Annotated in this window: 15 protein-coding genes; 6 read left to right on the top strand and 9 right to left on the bottom strand. The window is 54.4% G+C overall.

What is annotated here, in order from left to right; translation table 11 throughout:
- Positions 1-28 precede the first annotated feature (28 nt).
- The 7 genes from ABNS66_RS10260 to ABNS66_RS10230 all read right to left on the bottom strand — a co-directional run bounded on the left by ABNS66_RS10260 (position 29) and on the right by ABNS66_RS10230 (position 7,765).
- The gene (locus ABNS66_RS10260) at positions 29-1,021 is read right to left on the bottom strand and encodes a diguanylate cyclase (protein WP_348655314.1); all 993 of its coding nucleotides are present in this window, start codon (positions 1,019-1,021) and stop codon (positions 29-31) included.
- Positions 1,005-1,568: a hypothetical protein gene (locus ABNS66_RS10255; RefSeq protein ID WP_286839738.1), complete on the bottom strand. Its 564-nt coding sequence runs from the start codon at positions 1,566-1,568 to the stop codon at positions 1,005-1,007. Before ABNS66_RS10255 ends, ABNS66_RS10260 begins: the two co-directional genes overlap by 17 nt.
- Before the next feature lie 86 nt (positions 1,569-1,654).
- Entirely contained in the window at positions 1,655-3,049 is a 1,395-nt protein-coding gene (locus ABNS66_RS10250) for a multicopper oxidase family protein (protein ID WP_286839736.1), read from the bottom strand.
- A gap of 13 nt (positions 3,050-3,062) precedes the next feature.
- On the bottom strand, positions 3,063-4,184 hold the full coding sequence (locus ABNS66_RS10245) for a DUF1513 domain-containing protein (RefSeq protein ID WP_286839735.1): 1,122 nt from the start codon (positions 4,182-4,184) through the stop codon (positions 3,063-3,065).
- A 1-nt stretch (position 4,185) separates the two neighbouring features.
- Positions 4,186-5,304: an imelysin family protein gene (locus ABNS66_RS10240; RefSeq protein WP_286839734.1), complete on the bottom strand. Its 1,119-nt coding sequence runs from the start codon at positions 5,302-5,304 to the stop codon at positions 4,186-4,188.
- Positions 5,305-6,531, bottom strand: coding sequence for a di-heme oxidoredictase family protein (locus ABNS66_RS10235; protein WP_286839732.1), 1,227 nt, complete (start codon positions 6,529-6,531; stop codon positions 5,305-5,307).
- Between the two features lie 4 nt (positions 6,532-6,535).
- Positions 6,536-7,765 (bottom strand): imelysin family protein, encoded by a 1,230-nt coding sequence (locus ABNS66_RS10230; RefSeq protein ID WP_286839730.1) that lies wholly within the window; start codon positions 7,763-7,765, stop codon positions 6,536-6,538.
- Between the two features lie 144 nt (positions 7,766-7,909).
- Here ABNS66_RS10230 and ABNS66_RS10225 point away from each other — a divergent pair, with 144 nt between their 5' ends.
- The gene (locus tag ABNS66_RS10225) at positions 7,910-8,773 is read left to right on the top strand and encodes a CoA ester lyase (RefSeq protein WP_286839728.1); all 864 of its coding nucleotides are present in this window, start codon (positions 7,910-7,912) and stop codon (positions 8,771-8,773) included.
- Here ABNS66_RS10225 and ABNS66_RS10220 read toward each other — a convergent pair.
- Positions 8,770-9,801: an alpha/beta fold hydrolase gene (locus ABNS66_RS10220; protein WP_286839725.1), complete on the bottom strand. Its 1,032-nt coding sequence runs from the start codon at positions 9,799-9,801 to the stop codon at positions 8,770-8,772. The two genes, ABNS66_RS10225 and ABNS66_RS10220, sit on opposite strands and share 4 nt — an antisense overlap.
- 149 nt (positions 9,802-9,950) lie before the next feature.
- Here ABNS66_RS10220 and ABNS66_RS10215 point away from each other — a divergent pair, with 149 nt between their 5' ends.
- The 5 genes from ABNS66_RS10215 to ABNS66_RS10195 all read left to right on the top strand — a co-directional run bounded on the left by ABNS66_RS10215 (position 9,951) and on the right by ABNS66_RS10195 (position 15,467).
- Positions 9,951-12,122, top strand: coding sequence for a TonB-dependent receptor (locus ABNS66_RS10215; protein ID WP_286839724.1), 2,172 nt, complete (start codon positions 9,951-9,953; stop codon positions 12,120-12,122).
- Positions 12,123-12,183: 61 nt separating this feature from the next.
- A complete protein-coding gene (locus tag ABNS66_RS10210; protein ID WP_286839722.1) occupies positions 12,184-12,588 on the top strand; it encodes a nuclear transport factor 2 family protein in 405 nt (134 codons plus the stop codon).
- Positions 12,589-12,651: 63 nt separating this feature from the next.
- Entirely contained in the window at positions 12,652-12,837 is a 186-nt protein-coding gene (locus ABNS66_RS10205; protein WP_286839719.1) for a hypothetical protein, read from the top strand.
- Between the two features lie 873 nt (positions 12,838-13,710).
- A complete protein-coding gene (locus ABNS66_RS10200; RefSeq protein ID WP_348655313.1) occupies positions 13,711-14,553 on the top strand; it encodes an EcoRV family type II restriction endonuclease in 843 nt (280 codons plus the stop codon).
- On the top strand, positions 14,553-15,467 hold the full coding sequence (locus tag ABNS66_RS10195; RefSeq protein WP_348655312.1) for a Dam family site-specific DNA-(adenine-N6)-methyltransferase: 915 nt from the start codon (positions 14,553-14,555) through the stop codon (positions 15,465-15,467). Before ABNS66_RS10200 ends, ABNS66_RS10195 begins: the two co-directional genes overlap by 1 nt.
- A gap of 294 nt (positions 15,468-15,761) precedes the next feature.
- On the opposite strand, the gene ABNS66_RS10190 is transcribed toward ABNS66_RS10195, so the two are convergent.
- Positions 15,762-15,987 (bottom strand): hypothetical protein (locus ABNS66_RS10190; protein WP_348655311.1); only part of this gene is annotated, 226 nt, incomplete at its 5' end.

The following is a 15,987-nucleotide window of genomic DNA, read 5'->3' as shown; positions in this document are numbered from 1 at the left end:
CTTTTGCGCGAAAGATGGCGTGATGCGGTCAAGCGCGTGAATCAGGGCTGATAGACACCTGATCCCGTCCCGCTGCCTTTGCCTCGTAAAGTGCTTCGTCGGCTTTTCTAATCAGCTCGTCGGGGCTGTTATCTTTGATTGGGGTAAACGACGCAACCCCGGCGCTAACCGAGACGACTCCAGATTGCGGCGAGGCTTCGTGGGGGATGGCTAATAAGCGTAAATCGCCTACGAGCCTATTCGCCAACTTCAGGGCATTGGCCTTGGACACATCGAAGAGCAGAACAATAAATTCTTCCCCACCCGTGCGGGCAATCACATCGGTTTCGCGGGTGAAGCGTTTTTTCAGTAAGCCAGAAAACTGACGCAATACATGGTCGCCGCCGTCGTGGCCGTAGCGGTCGTTGTACTGTTTGAAGTAATCCAGGTCGAAAACAATGGCACTGAGACTTAGCTGACGGCGCGATGCCAGCTTCCACAGGTAGTCCAGGCGCTCTTGAAAAAGGCGGCGATTGCCAATGCCGGTGAGGGCATCTTTGTAAGAGTAGGCTTCGAGCTTGCTGGTGTGGTTGGCGACATGTTCCAGGAGCTCATTGTACTCATCGACCAGTTTGCCGAGCTCGTCATTGTGTTTGTAATTGAGTTTTTGCTGATAGTTACTCGACTGCCGTATTCGTCGCATGGTCTGGGCGAGGTTTTCAATGGGGTAGATAACGGCGCGTTTCATAAGCACGATGACCACCGCCCAAGACAGCGTTGCTATGATCAGGGCCGCGACGATGGTTGGGCTGAAAATTTCGTCGTCAAAGGCGCGCGGTGCTGCTTTGAAACACATGTGTACGATAACGTCGCCGGCGTCGTTCCTGAGCAGGGAGTACAAGGTGTCATCTTCACTGCGCTGGCCCAGCCCGACGCCATAGTGCTCGCGTTGCTTGATGCTCTCATCGTGAGTCATGGCATTCACGGTGAGGCCGAGCCGTTCACCCAGCGATGCGATCAGTGCATCATCGATACGGCGCACCGCAATATATCGACGGCAGTTTATCCGTGGTCCAGTTGGCTCGGCCAGCAGCATAGATCAGAGGGCCGTCTCCCTCGCTTAGTAGCAAGCCGGAAATACTGGCGCTGCCCTGTTGGTCAAGACGCGATACTGCCTCGTTAAATATCTCAACTTGGGTGGCGTTGTCGGGAAGGTGACGGGTTTTTTCCGCGATTTCGCCGGCTTTTACAATTCTGTTCTCACCGGATTCATCCGCGAGGATAAAGTAATCCAGTTCGCCATAGCCGCCTATATGGGCGAGTTGCAAGATTACCGGGGACCAATCGAGTTGCCCTTCAAGGCCCTGAAGCAAGCCTGCTGCCGCGTATATTCTGCCAATGCGGCTCTCCAGATTAGCGCGGTAACGGTCAACCGCCTGCTCGAAGCGATCTACGTCACGCAGGTCGGCAGCGTTCTCGATTTTCTTCAGATGAGGGTTGAGTATTAGCTCACGTGCCAGCAAACCAGAAAAAATGGTAAACAGCATGGTGCTAGCGATAATCAGAGTGGCTTTTCGGGTAAGCGTCATGAGATTACTGGATGTCCGTGTCCAAGTGCGCAAAGGATATCTCAGTGCCGCGTTGGTGGCTAACTCTCAATAGCGCTCCTTACAATTTACGTCACAGTAATATAACCCATTAAACCCGTTTTCATGTGTTCAATCACGTGACAGTGAAACATCCAGCGGCCGGGGTTGTCGGCAACGAAGGCGATGCGGGCACGTTCGTTCTTCTCCAGCAGTATGGTGTCACTCTGATAGGGGGTTACCTTACGTTTATTAGAAGACAATACAGTAAAAATCAACCCGTGTAGATGAATAGGGTGGGTATGCGGCGTGGCGTTGTGCAACTCGGCGATATAGCTTTTGCCAAGGCTCAGTGTCGCCAGTGGTTCGGGAAGGCTATGGTGGCCGTGCGAACCCCAGGCGCGGCGGTTAATCAGCCAAAAGCTGTGGTCGGCATTTCCATCCCGGTCAAGCGGCGACAGCGCGCCCTGCCACTCAAAGACAAAGCGCAGTAATTCGGCCTGTTCAAGGTTGGGTATTGCAATCGGGTTGGGCGGCAAACTCGTCACGGTGTTTGCCTGTGGTGTTGGCGGTTCACTGTCTACCGTGCGCAGGCGACACAGCTCGATGCCAAAGCGGCCTTTTTGATCGTAGAGAACAAATTCTCTACCGGGCTCCGGGGCGACAAAACCGAGATCCATACGCATGCCCGCACCCAGTGGGGTTAATTCAAAGGGGCGGTGAGGGATTACGGGGCTGCCATCCAGGGCGAGAATGCGCGGCGAATTTCCATCCAGGCGCGGTCGGTATACCCGCGTGTTGTCCATATTCAGCACGCGCAGGCGCGTGGCCTGGTTGGCGGGAATATCAATGGTGGGTTGCTGGCGGCCATTCACTGTGTTGACGGTGCCGAGTGTGCCATCGCGGAAGGCCTCTCTGGGAATGGAGAGCGGCAGGTAGTCGCCGTTTTTATCCAGCCGCCAATCTTTCAGGCCGATAATCACCTCGTGGTAGGGTTGCGGTTCCCGCTCTTCCACTATTAATACCCCGACCATTCCCATGCCGAGTTGGCGAATGGAGTTGATATGGGGGTGATACCAAAAGGTGCCCGCGTCGGGGCAAACAAAATCGTAGAGGAAGCTTTCACCGGGCTGAACAGGCGCCTGACTCAGCACCGGTACGCCGTCCATCGCGTTGTCAATGCGAATGCCATGCCAGTGAATGGTGCTGGCTTCATCCAGGTGGTTTTCGAAGCGCAGGCGCAGCCTCTCACCCTGGCGAACACGAATGGTCGGTGCGGGGAATTGCCCGTTAAAGCCCAGTATCTCGCTCTGTTTGCCAGGTACTAAGGTCGCGCTACCTCGCTCTGCGCGCAGCACGTAATCGTAGCGCTCGCCGTTGTCACTGTTGCCGCCTGGCGGCGAGGCCATCGCCAGACTAAAACGCGGCAGGCAAGTCAGTGCCGCGCCGCTCAAACCGTGTTTAACAAATTGGCGTCGTTTCATAGCGTCTCTGTGGCTAGCCGAGGGTATTGGCCAGATGTGGTGGGATCAGGCTTAAATGATTGTCCCAGCGCAGGCCCGGTAGGTAGGCCAGTGTTGACAGCTTGTCTTCACCGGCGCGGGCAGCCATTAGCTGTCCGGAGCTGCTGCTTACAATGAACTGTTTGTTGGCGGCGTCATACACGGCGCCAGCGCAATCCCGCAAGCGCCAGCTGTGCAGCAGGCGGCGCTGGGGTATTGACCACAACCCCAGTTGATTGTCGCGGGGGAAGCTGCAAAGCACATTTTGCTGATCGTCGGTGGCGACGCTGGCGACATAGTCGTTGCGCATGGCCAGCTCGGTGTTGATATCCAGTGCAAGCATCTCACTACCCAGCCGATGGTGGTAAATGAGTGGCTTGGCGGAGGGTGTCGTTCCCTGATATTGGCCGCCCACCACAACATCCCCGTTGGTATTGACATCCAAATGGCGCAAGCTCAGTTGGGCGTCGGGGGAGGGGATGAATGCGACGACGCGCTGCTCCGCCAAATTCAGGTAGCTCAAACCGGGTTCAAGCGCTCCGGGGTTGAGGGTTTTACGACCACTCGCTGGCAGCGTTTTAATGCCGCCCACCGCCACCACAATGTGCTTGCCATCAGGCATTAAGGCGAGTTCGTGAGGGCCGATGCCGCCGCAATCCATGTGGCTGATCAATCGATACTGGTCGTAGCAATCGTAGACGCCAATAACGCCGCGACCGTCATCCGCAACGTGGTTTTCTGTGGTGTAAAGGTAGCGGCCATCGCCGCTTACACAGCCGTGACCGTAAAAATGGTAGCCCTCGGCGGCGTTGATTTTATGGCGAAGCTTGCCGGTTTTCAGGTCGACAACATAAATGTGGGTGCCGGGGCGACGCGCAAAAAACAGCGCTTCTGCTCGCTCATTGTGTACACAGCTATCGTGGCCGCGCTCGTCACCCGGCAGCGTAAAAGCCCAGTGATCACCGTGCATTGCCCCCAGTATTGGCTGGCCCTCGGCATTGTTTGCCGCGCTGCACACCGGGCTATAGTTGGCCTGCGCTGGGGCGGATGTGAACTGCCAAAGTGCTGCAGCCACGGGTAAACCCAGTGCACCAGCGATCAGGGTGCGGCGTTGCATACTAGTCTCCGTCGGCGCCGTTAAAACTCAGGGTGATACCCAGAGCATCCGGCAGGGCATTTTTTAGCAAGTCGAGTAATTGCTGTACCTCAGCATAAAGTGCGAGCAACTGAGGTTTTTGCGCTGGATCAGTCGCGGCCGAGAAAAGGTCACCCTCAACCGCCTGCGCAGCGACAATGGTTTTTTCAAAGGTGCTGGTAATTTGCTCTGCCAGCTCACTGTGCTGATGCTGCCGCAGATAGTCGTCGATCCCGTATAGTTCATCGGCCAGATAAAGGCGCTGCAACGCATTGAGGTTGCCAATAATGGCTTCGCGAGAGAAGCGGCTACGCCACCACTCAAGCAGATACACCTGGCTTAGGCCCCGGCTGTTGGCAAAGCCCAGAGGCCGCTCAAGCTTATCGCGTTTTATCAATTCGGCACCGGCAACCAGCGACTCCAAAAGCGCCGCAATGGCTTGTTGGCGGTCGGGATAAACCGGGTTTTTAGGGCCGGGCTGCGCAAAGGTGCCAAGGTAGTTTCCGTGATCGGGAAGCCAGGCTTCGTGCAGTGTTTTGCTTAACGTTTTCTGATGTTCGGCGATAGCGCTCAGCACCTGACAACGCAACGAGGCGGTTTGATAACGATCAAGCTGAGCCGCTTTTTCATCGAACAGTAAATACTCCAGCGCACTTAAGCCTTGTACCACTACGCTCGCGTCGGCGATCGTGCTGGCGGTGAAGGAGGTGGCGTCGGCATGCTCGGCGATCAGGCCCTCGAGCTTGCGAGCGACCAGGTTTTTACGATCTGGCCAAAACTGGATTTGCCAACTTAGATTGTCTTCCATCAGGGGGCCGAAGCTTTTTACTTGCAGCCCCGACCACGCTACCGCGCTGTGTCGCCAATGTTCGCGGGCCGCTTGTAGCCCCGCGTCGTCAGGCGATTTACAAAATGCCTGGGTGGCCTGAGAAAGCTGCTTTGCCGCCAGAGCAAAATCCCGGTGAGCGGGCAGCAAGCTGGTTTGCGCGGTGTCTTCAAGCAGCTGTTGTTCGGGGGGCGGGGTGCAGGCAGCGAGCAGGCTGAAACAGGGCAGCAACAGCCACTTCCGGCAGTGTTGTATCAGGGTCGCTGGGGTAGACATTTACAATTCCTTTAAAAATTCGAGTAGACGGGCCTGCTGTGCTTGCGATAAGGCGTTGAAACGCTGCCTCGCGGCGCGGGCTTCGCCGCCGTGCCAGGCAATCGCCTCGCGAATACTGTTCGCGCGGCCGTCGTGGAGCAGTCGGGTATTGTCCGCCTCTGCGCTGCGGATGCCAAGCCCCCACAGTGGCGCAGTGCGCCATTCTTCGGGGCGTGCCGCGCCCTCGGCGACGCCGTCATTCAGGCCGTTGCCCATATCGTGAAGCAGCAAATCGCTGTAGGGATAAATCGTGCCGCTGGCGGTGGCGAATGTTGGACGGTGGCAGCTTGCGCAACCGATTTCGGCAAAGGTTCTGGCGGCGGGGCCATGGTGGTCAGCCCTGCTGCCGGGGATCGCTAAATTGGCAATGTAGTGTTCAACCGCGCCGAGAATCTTCGGGCTGATTTCGCTGCCATCGGGCTGGTCGGCGCCAGAGGCGCGCTCACAGCGGGCGCGGGTAACCATTCTGTCGTTCTCAGAAGCGGCCGCGCTAATTTGGTCGCAGCGGGTGGCGCGACGTATTGCGCTGTCGATGCCCATGTCCTCAGCAAAGGCCTGGGCAATTTGCTCGCGCAGCGAGGCTTGGGAAGCTTTCCAGCCAAAGCGGCCAAGCTGCCCGTTATCCAGTGTGGCCGCTCGGCCGGAAACACCGTCATTGTCGCGGTCATCGACATCTTCCCAGGCCAGGATCTGGGCACGATCAATGGCGTCGAGTTTGCCCAAACCGATCAGCATGGGGGCCAAGCGTGCCGAGGCTGAAAGCTGCCGATACTCGGCGATAAGGTATTGCCGGTGGGGGCGGGGCGCATGGCGGGATACTCGCCAGGCAATTCGGCCTTCCGCTGTGAAACCGGGCAGGGCGCGGTCTTGCAGTTGGCTGCCAAACAGGCTGTCTTTCGGCAGCCTCAGTACCGTTCCAAGACCTTTTACGGGAAGTTGGCCCTGGCCATTGCCTGGGTGGCAGCCGGCGCAGCTTCGCGCATTAAATAGCGGGCCGAGGCCATCGCGTGCGGTTGTGGTTGCCGGTGACGACACCCACGGGCGGTGGGCAAAGCTGCGGCCGACGGCCCAGTCAAGTTGTTGCTGCAGGCTCAGTTCAGGCGCCGGCCGCTCAAGGGCTGGAGTGCCCCAGCTCGATAGTGGTATCAGTGCCAGGGCGACAAGGGTGAAAAAACGGTTGCGTGGCAAGGCGTCAAATCGCGTTGGGGTTGACGCCGAGGCTCGCTGCGGCGTCTTCGATGGCGCGGGTTTGGTTTGTCAGCGCTTGCAGAATACTGCCGAGCAAGTTGCGACCCTGCGCATTGCCTGGGGCGATCAGCATATCGAATTTTTGTGGGCGCTCCGGGTGTTCGGCCACTTGCGTTAGCAATTGCAGGCGCGCCATGGTGGTGTTCAGGGCGGCCGTTAATGCTTTGTCAGCCTGCGCTGACGATGCGGCAACCGCTTGGCTTAGCGAGGGGCCGCGAACCCAGCTGCCATCTATGCGCTGGTACTCGCCCTTATACACATTGCTGATGCCCAGGCCATTGTAGTAGTGGGACCAGTGCGTGTTGTCGCTAAAGCAGTCGTGCTCATCCTCGGTTGAGTTGGCTTCCAGGGCCACCTTGATACGCTCGCCACCAAGCTCGCCCAAACTCAGTGAGCCAATGCCGTAGAAGATGCGCGCCAGTGCCTGTTCGGTGGGCAGAGACAGTAATTCGCGCCGATAGTTGTCGCCCTCGGCGGCCCATTGCTGGGTCATGTAGGCGAGGTCGCTAACGAGTAATTGTGTCGCGGCCAGCAAATATTGACCGCGGCGCTCGCAGTGCCCGTTTGTGCAGGCTTCACCCTTACTGAAGTCGGTGTAGGGGCGCTCGCCCGCACCGGCTTGATGGCCGTTAAGGTCTTGGCCCCAAAGCAGGAATTCAATCGCGTGGTAGCCGCTGGTCACGTTGGCGGCATTGCCGGCCAGTTCATGTAAGTCCTGTAATAACGCCGGGGTGATCGTGGTGGCGTCTATCGCGCCGCCGCCCAGTGTAATAGTGGGGTTGGCGATGATATTCATGTCGGCGGCGATATTGCCCAGGCTCGCGGCGTAGCTTTGGTCCACGTAATCGATCAAGCCTTCATCCAGCGGCCAGCTATTGAGCTGCCCCTCCCAGTCGTCAACCACTGGGTTGCCAAAGCGAAAGGCCTCACTTTGCTGGTAGGGGATGCGCGCGGCGATCCAAGCCTGGCGCGCCGTCATTAAGGTTTTTTCTGATGGCTCGGCGAGCAGGGCCTCAACACGACTCAGCAACGTTCGCGCTGTCGTTTCTGCATCGTCGAACACCGCGTGTGCCAAATTGGTGTAGTGCGTCACGATAGCGCGGCGGTTGTCCGGCGCGGCTTGCGCAACGCCAAACTGGCACAGCAACAGCAGTGTTAGCACATACTTAGTCATGAAGAGTCCTCAAGTTGGCGACGGTAAAGCAGCGGGATATTTTGCGCTAATTGAAAATGATTCGCAATTGTAATTCCTCTGATCTGGGCGATCCGCCGGTTCAGCCCTATGCTAGACTTGGCGTTTTTTTGCGGAGTGACCTCAATGGCGTACCTTCCCCGTCGATCAGTGTTATACATGCCTGGCGCTAATACCCGTGCCCTGGAAAAGGCGCGAAGCCTCGACGCCGATGTATTGATCCTCGATCTTGAAGATGCCGTTGCCCCGTCGCAAAAGGTACAGGCCCGCCAACACATTCTGGATGCGCTCGCCGAAGGTGGCTACGGTCACCGCGAATTGGTGGTGCGCGTTAACGGCTTTGATACGCCCTGGGGCCGAGAAGAAATTGCCGCCTTTGCTCACGCGCCGATCTCCGCCCTGTGCTTGCCGAAAGTGGAATCCGCCGCCGAAGTGCAGGCCGTGGTGCAGCTACTTGTTCAGGAACAAGCGCCGGAGACGCTCAAGCTTTGGGCAATGGCAGAAACGCCCAGAGGCGTATTGGCCATCGACGAGATAGCGGGCAGCCATTCGCGGCTTGAGGCCATCGTGATGGGCACCTCGGACCTGGCCAAGGAGCTTCGCGTACCGCACACTCCGGACCGGTTGGGCCTGCAGGTATCGCTTAGCCAATGCGTGCTGGCGGCGCGCGCCCACGGTTTGGATGTGCTCGATGGCGTGCACCTTAACCTCGACGATGAGGCGGGCTTTGTGCAAGCCTGTGAGCAGGGTGTGCAATTGGGCTTCGATGGCAAAACGCTGATCCACCCGAAACAGATTGCCGCGGCTAACCAAACCTTTGGCCCGTCCGAGCAACAATTAGCGCAAGCGAAAAAAATTCACCAAGCCTGGGTAGAAGCCGAGGCCCAGGGGTTGGGCGTGGTTGTTGTGGATGGCCGCCTGGTGGAGTCGCTGCATGTTGACGAAGCGCTGCGAATCCTTGCCATTGGCGATGCGCTGGCGGCGCGTTAGGTCATTGTTGCGGCTTCGGTGCTGGCAGCCTGTCGAGGCTGCTGCTTTCGCAGCTGGATGATCTCCAGCATTCGGTCATCGACCCAGCTGTCCAGCCGCCAGTTTTTAACAAAGCCGCAATGGCCGCCAAAGCGCGGCGTTTCTATACTCAGCGGTTTTACCCCGCGCAGTTGCTCGAAGTCCTCGGCAATAATCATTGGGTCATCCTGGGCGGCGATAATATGAGCGGGGTTGCTCAGTGTACTCAGCAAGTCTGCGCTCAGGGCGTAGGCGCGAAAATACTCGTCGGGTTCGTTAAACGGCGTGTGGTTGGGAACAAAATAATCGTTAAAGTCCCGCAGTCGTTTCATGCCGTGCAGTTGCTCAGAAAAGTTAAGCTCGGGGTAGAGCGCCAGTTTCTTTTTCAGCGAGCGCTTCCACTTGCGCACAAAATATTGCTCGTACACCCACCAGCCCTGCTCAATGGCCGCCATGGTTTTTACCGGGTCGACTACCGGGCATATCGCAATGGTTTGGTGAATGTGAATGCCCGCCTCGGTGGCCGCGGCAGCCAGTCGCAGGGCAAAGTTTCCGCCCAGTGAAAAGCCGGCGAGAAACTGCCAGTCGTGAGGGTAGTTGGCCTGTATGGCGCGCAATGCGCCCAGCACTTCTTCAAGCAGGGTTGAATTGAAAAGCTCTCGGTTTAAATGGTGGCTGGGGCCGTGGTCGCGAAGATTCAATCGAAACACATCATAGCCAGCGCGGTAGAAGGCACTGGCAGCAGACAGCAAATAGGTCGACCGCGAGCTGCCTTCCCAGCCGTGAATCAGGGTGATTAAACCGCGACTGCGGCCCTGTTGCTGAGGGCTGTATTCACCGAGCAATTGGCTGCCATTGCCGCAGTCCAGAATCACCGACTTGCTGGCACTCTGCAATTGGCGAACCCGTGGCATCAAGCGTATTTTGCGCGGCGCCGTCGAGGCCAGCAGCGATTGCACATGGGGGTTTTGCAGTAGCGCGGGTGGGGCAAATTCACTGGTGTGAGACATTGTTGAAACTACTCGATTTTTGCTAAGCCGAATGGACGATAGGCCGTGCTGGTTTGGAACTGCGACTATAGGCGGCTACTGGTGTAGCGCATGGATGCACACTCTGCGCTTCCAATAAATAATAAAGCAGTATGACACGGGAGATACTCATGACAAAAATTCTTGGCCGCCGTTCACTTTTGGCAACCGCAATCTGCGGGCTAATGTCGGCTGGTGCCGTTGCCAACGACCTCGCGCTAGAGGAAGTATTGGTAACGGCAGAGAAGCGCGAGAGTTCGCTTCAGGACACCCCCATTTCACTACTGGCATTTTCCAATGAGCGTTTGGACCGCTTCGGTATTACCGATCTGGCCGACGTGGCCGGTTTAGCACCAAACGTCACCATTACGCCGTTCCCCAACAGCCGCAGCTCCCTGGTTATTTTCATGCGCGGCGTGGGTAACAACGACAGCCAAACCACCCAGGATGCCGCTGTTGGTATCTATATTGATGGCGTGTATGTGGCGCGCAGCATCGGCTTAGGCAGCGACGTTGCTGACCTGGAGCGCATCGAAGTACTGCGTGGCCCGCAAGGCACACTGTACGGCCGCAATACCACAGGTGGTGCCATTAACCTGATTACTGCAAAACCCGCTGACGAATTCGGCGTTAGCCAGAAAGTCAGTGTGGGCAACCGCGACTACTGGCAGTCGCTCACCAAAATTGAAAGCGGCAAGGTTGGTCAATTCGCCGGTAAATTCACCTACATGGAATCGGCCCACGACGGCTGGGTGAAGAACACCGGCAGTGGTGACAACTTCGGCGCCGAAGACAAAAAAGCCGGCCGTGTCGCCGTGCGTTGGGACGCCAGCGAAAACGTCACCGTTGACTACGCCTACGACTTCTCAGAAATCGAAGGCCCTCAGCAGTACTACCAGCCTACCGAGTCTTTTGTACCCGGTTTGTACCCGAATGCCAGCGATCAGCGCTCGGAAACAGGCTCGTGGTCTGGCGGCGTTAAACCCAGTAATACCGATATTTCAGGCCACAGTCTGACCGTCACCTGGGACACCGCTGTGGGTACCCTGAAGTCGATCACCGGCTACCGTGAACTGGAGGAGAGCATTGAGCAGAACTACGGCGGCGGTGCGCCCGGCTTTGCTGTAAGCGTGGATATCGACCAGGACCAGTTCTCGCAAGAGTTCCAGCTGGTTGGTGATGCCGGAGCGAATATTCGCTACGTGGCGGGCCTGTACTACTTTGAAGAAGACGGCCTGGAAGAAGAGTTTGACACCGCGCCAGTACCGCCTACCTTCGCAATTTTCCCCGTGGAAGACCGCACCATTAAGTCTGACGCCAAGGCCTATGCAGCTTACGGACAGATTACCTGGTCGCCTGAAGCGCTGGAGCAGCGCTTAGACGTTACTCTTGGCGGTCGCTACACCGTGGATAAGCGCTCGGCCACCAAAGACAGCAGCGTGTACTTTGTTGGCGGCGAGCAGTCGGGCAGCGATGAGTGGAGCAACTTTAACCCAAGCCTGACTCTGGATTACGCCTGGAGCGATGACCTCAGCACCTTCGCCAAAGTTGTTACTGCCTACAAAGCGGGTGGCTACAATGTGCGCAGTACGGAAGCCGGCTTCCAGCCACCCTTCGACGAAGAGAACATGACCTCTTTCGAGCTGGGTATGAAGTCGAGCTGGCTGAACAATCGCATCACCGCCAATGCCTCGGTATTCCACGCCGAATATGAAGACATGCAGCTTCAGCAGGTGACCAACAATGCCACCATCTTCCTCACCGACGTTTACAACGTGGGTGAAGCTGAAATCGATGGCTTGGAACTGGACGTGATGGCTGTGCTGGTACCTGGCTTAACCATGCAGCTGTCCTACGGTTATACCGATGCAGACTTTGTTGAGTATATCGACCAGCGCAATGGCGCGCCGACTCAGGGTCAAAACATTGCTGACCAAGCGGAAATGCCCTACGCACCAGAGCACAATTACACCATTGGCCTGGAGTATCAGCGCGCGGTAGGCACTGGCGCTAACACCTCAATGCTGACCGCATCGCTGGACTACAGCTGGACCGATGAGCGCTACGGCACCGCCTTTAATGATGATGTTGAGGGTTACTTCCTCGACGATTACGGCGTTGTTAATGGCCGCGTTGCACTGTCTGGCATGACCATCGGCTCCACCGAGCTGGAAGTTGCCTTCTGGGGACGTAACCTCGACGACGAGGAATACAAAGTTCACTCCATCAGCCTCGGCGCCTACCAGGCCGCCTATTTTGGCGAGCCGAAAAGCTACGGTGTTGATGTAAAACTGAGCTTCTAATATTTCTAGCTGTTTGTGATATCGCCGCCTTATTCAGGCGGCGTTTTTTATTGGAGAAGATATGTCATACGGAAAGTTAGCGCTGGAAGCCAGTCGTAAATCGGGCGAATACGTGGCGGCGGGTAACCGCGAGGCGTGGCTGGCATTGTTTGCCGACGATGCCGTCGTACAGGACCCGGTCGGCGTCTCCCCACTGGACCCAACAGGGCTGGGGCACAAAGGCAAAGACGCGATCGCCGCGTTTTGGGATATGATCATTGCCCCAGGCAGTATCGATTTTACCATTCTGAGTTCTCACCCAGCGGGCGACGAATGTGCCAACGTTGTTCATATGGAGAACACCATGCCCGGCGATATGAAAATTATCGTGGACATGGTGGTGGTCTACACCGCTAATGCCGAGGGTAAAATCACCTCGTTGAAAGCCTACTGGGACTACGATGCGGTCATGGCGCAGATGGCATAGCGACCACTTCAGCGCAGCATCGTTATTCATTACTCATCGCTTGTAAGGATGCTGAGCTAGTCTATGCGTGAAGAACTTGCCGGTTTTATCTGTCCGCGCTGTGGTCACCCTCACGACCCGGATGCCATTAACCCCGAGGGGTTTACCTGTTGGGAATGCCCCAAGTGTGAGACGGAAATGCGTATACATATTACGCCGGATCGGGCTCGGCGGCAGCGTTATGAGAGGGATGGGGAAGAGGGCAGCTAAGCGGCCTTATTCACCGATAGCCGGTGTATCTTTCTTGGTTCCGCTTTGATTTCTACGCACGGTGTTGAGGGCTGTGTGCCCCGACCTGTAGGAGCGGGCCTGACTGCGACCGACCCAGCTATGGAGCAGAGTGGTTGTAGGAGCGGTTTACCCAAAGCACTCCCTGCGGTCGCGGGGCACGCTGTCAACCGCGATGAAGTTGCCTGATGGTACGGCGAAGTGCTCATTATCGTAGGTGCTGGTAGCGATGTTTTCGCCCTGCTGGGCGACCTACTTATTTTTTGTGCGAAAAAATAAGTAGGCAACAAAAAGCGCACCCCGCATCACTGTCGTCGGCTGTCGCCGTCGATCCCCTGCGCGCGACGAGAGCTTTGCGGGCGCTGCGGAACTCGCTTCGCTCAAACAGTCCTCGCGCAATTCCCGTACAGCTCCCGACGTGCTCGGCAGTGTTGAGGGGATTGTTGTCTGTGCCACGTTAGCATTTAATGAAAACGCTTGCTTCGGGCGGCCTGCAAATTTATCTTAAGCGCTCAACGCAGTGATGGATGTGCTGCCCCGCTACCGATGGAGCGGTGTGTTATTCCAGCAATTTTCTCACCACTTCCTCTGTAGAAACAGCTCGACCCACTTAACAGGCTTAACGGCAAAATCACCGACCCTGTTAATGGGATTTGAGGCGATTTATTTTAGGAATAGTCCTTTCCCTACAATGGGATAGACCTTTCCTGGGAGGAAACTGAAACGTGATAGATGGCCTCCCGGTAATATTTATTATGAGGCCGAACCGGCCTCATAAACAGGCTGTTATGCGTCATCCAACGAAATCGGAATTCATAGTAGAATGATCATAAATTTAACTTTAGGAATCGTTACGTGAGTAAAAAGTCAGATTTTGAAAAAGCATTGAAAGAGTTTGTAACGACCCTGCAAGGCTATATAAGTAGCGAGGATGGGCAATGGACAATAAAAGGTTTTATAGACATATATAAGAATGTCTACACAATTTCTTCAGACACTAAAATTATTTCAAAAATACTTGAGATACACATCTTTCCAAAGTTGCTGGAGCTTTCAGAACAGCATGGCTACAAAATTGTCCTCGCTGATCATCAGAACTACTATCCAGATATATCATTCGTTGATAATGACGATGATTCTGTTCGATTCGCTGTCGATTTTAAAACGACATATCGTCAGCCCAACAAGCCTCACTTATGCAATGGTTTTACATTGGGGTCTCATGGTAAATATTTTGAGGACAGGACTAGCACAAAAAATATCCAGTTTCCCTATGGAACCTATTCTGGGCACTACTGCTTAGGAATTATATATGACAGAGTAGATTCTCGTGATATAGATGAGACTAAAATATACAGTTTGGACTCACTAACATCTATTACATCAGTGGTGGGTAACTTCAGCTTTTTCGTTGCCGAGAAGTGGCGAATAGCCAGCGATAAGAGTGGAAGTGGAAATACAGCAAATATTGGCAGCATAAATAATATTGCTGATATTGTCGAAGGCAAGGGAATGTTCTCCAAGCTCGGAGAAGAGTGGTTCGATGATTATTGGATGAACTATAAAAAGATCACAATTCCTGATGGTAAAGGCGGAACTAAAAAAATTACAAATCTCAAAGATTTTGTTGCTTATAGAAAAGGCGATACATCTTTAATCGTGCCAAAACACAATGGCACACCTAAGAAGGCGAAGTAATGAAGGTTTCAGTACCACCTATTAAATCGCAAGGAATAAAGACAAAGTTGGTTCCTTGGATAAAAAGTTTAGTTCCAGAAGAGTTCAAAGGTCGATGGGTCGAACCCTTTATGGGAACCGGTGTGGTTGCTTTCAATGTGGCCCCAGATAAAGCGTTGATGTGCGACACAAACCCTCACCTAATTAATTTCTACTCTGCCATTAAGTCGGGAGAAATCACACCAGAAATAGTTCGAAGTTATCTAGTCAAAGAGGGTGCATTGCTTTTAGAGAAAGGAGATGAACATTATTACAGTATTAGGGAAAGATTTAATGAAAGCCACAACCCCTTAGATTTTCTTTTCGTAAATCGATCAGGTTTTAATGGGATGATTCGGTTCAACCGAAAAGGCGGGTTTAATATTCCATTCTGTAAAAAGCCCAACCGCTTTGCTCAAGCATATGTCACTAAAATTGTAAATCAAGTGTCAAATGTTAGCAGAGTGATCGCCGCTAAAGATTTTGATTTTAAGTGTCAATCTTTTGATAAAACGATTTCAGAGGCAAAGACTGGCGACATTATATATTGTGACCCTCCATATATAGATCGACATGTTGACTATTTTAATTCTTGGGATGAGTCACACGAAATATCTCTTTTTGAAAGCCTTTCGAAGGCACATTGTGACTTTATTCTATCAACATGGCATCACAATGATTATCGAAAGAACGAGTATATAGAATCGCATTGGAACAAATTTAACATTCTTACCAGAGAGCACTTTTATCATGTTGGTGGTAGTGAGAAGAATCGAAATCCAATGATAGAAGCAATAGTTACAACAATTGATACAAAGCTATATGAGTATCCCGAGGCTCCAAAGCAAGAGCAGCTAACACTGCTCGAGCCAAAGCTTCATTACAAAGGCGCATAACAAGGCGCTGCACTCGGATTAATTTTCCGCTGCCAATTTTCCGGTGAGCAAGGCGTTATGCATAAACACTGAAGGGAGTCACAGTGAACACGTACTATACCTGCATTGGATTGCTGTTTTTATTGCTTATAATTTTGGGGGGGTCGTCACAGTTGGACGAGGAAAGTTTGACACACTCATAGGTCATTCCCCTGACCCAGAAGATACTTTGCACAAATGGGTTCGTGCTCACTCAAATACGGCCGAGTTTGCCCCCGCCTTAATGGTTATTATCTATATTCTCAGCCTGTCTCCTCAACCAAGTTGGGTTTGGTGGTTTGTGGTTCTCGTTACAGGTTGCAGATATCTTTTTGCCGCAGGAATCTTGCTTCCTAAAACAATGGATAAGCCCAACCCCATGCGCTTTATCGGTGCTTGCGGCACATACTTATTTGGTCTGGGGCTTTGTCTAGCAATTTTCCAGCAGGTGACCTTTCCCCCGATTTTGGAACCATGACCAAGATGAGATTTCCAGTTAACC

This window comes from uncultured Spongiibacter sp., from assembly GCF_964011655.1.
In the GTDB taxonomy this organism is placed as follows: domain Bacteria; phylum Pseudomonadota; class Gammaproteobacteria; order Pseudomonadales; family Spongiibacteraceae; genus Spongiibacter; species Spongiibacter marinus.
Note: the sequence above shows the minus strand (reverse complement) of the source record. Positions and strands in the feature narration are given on the sequence as shown.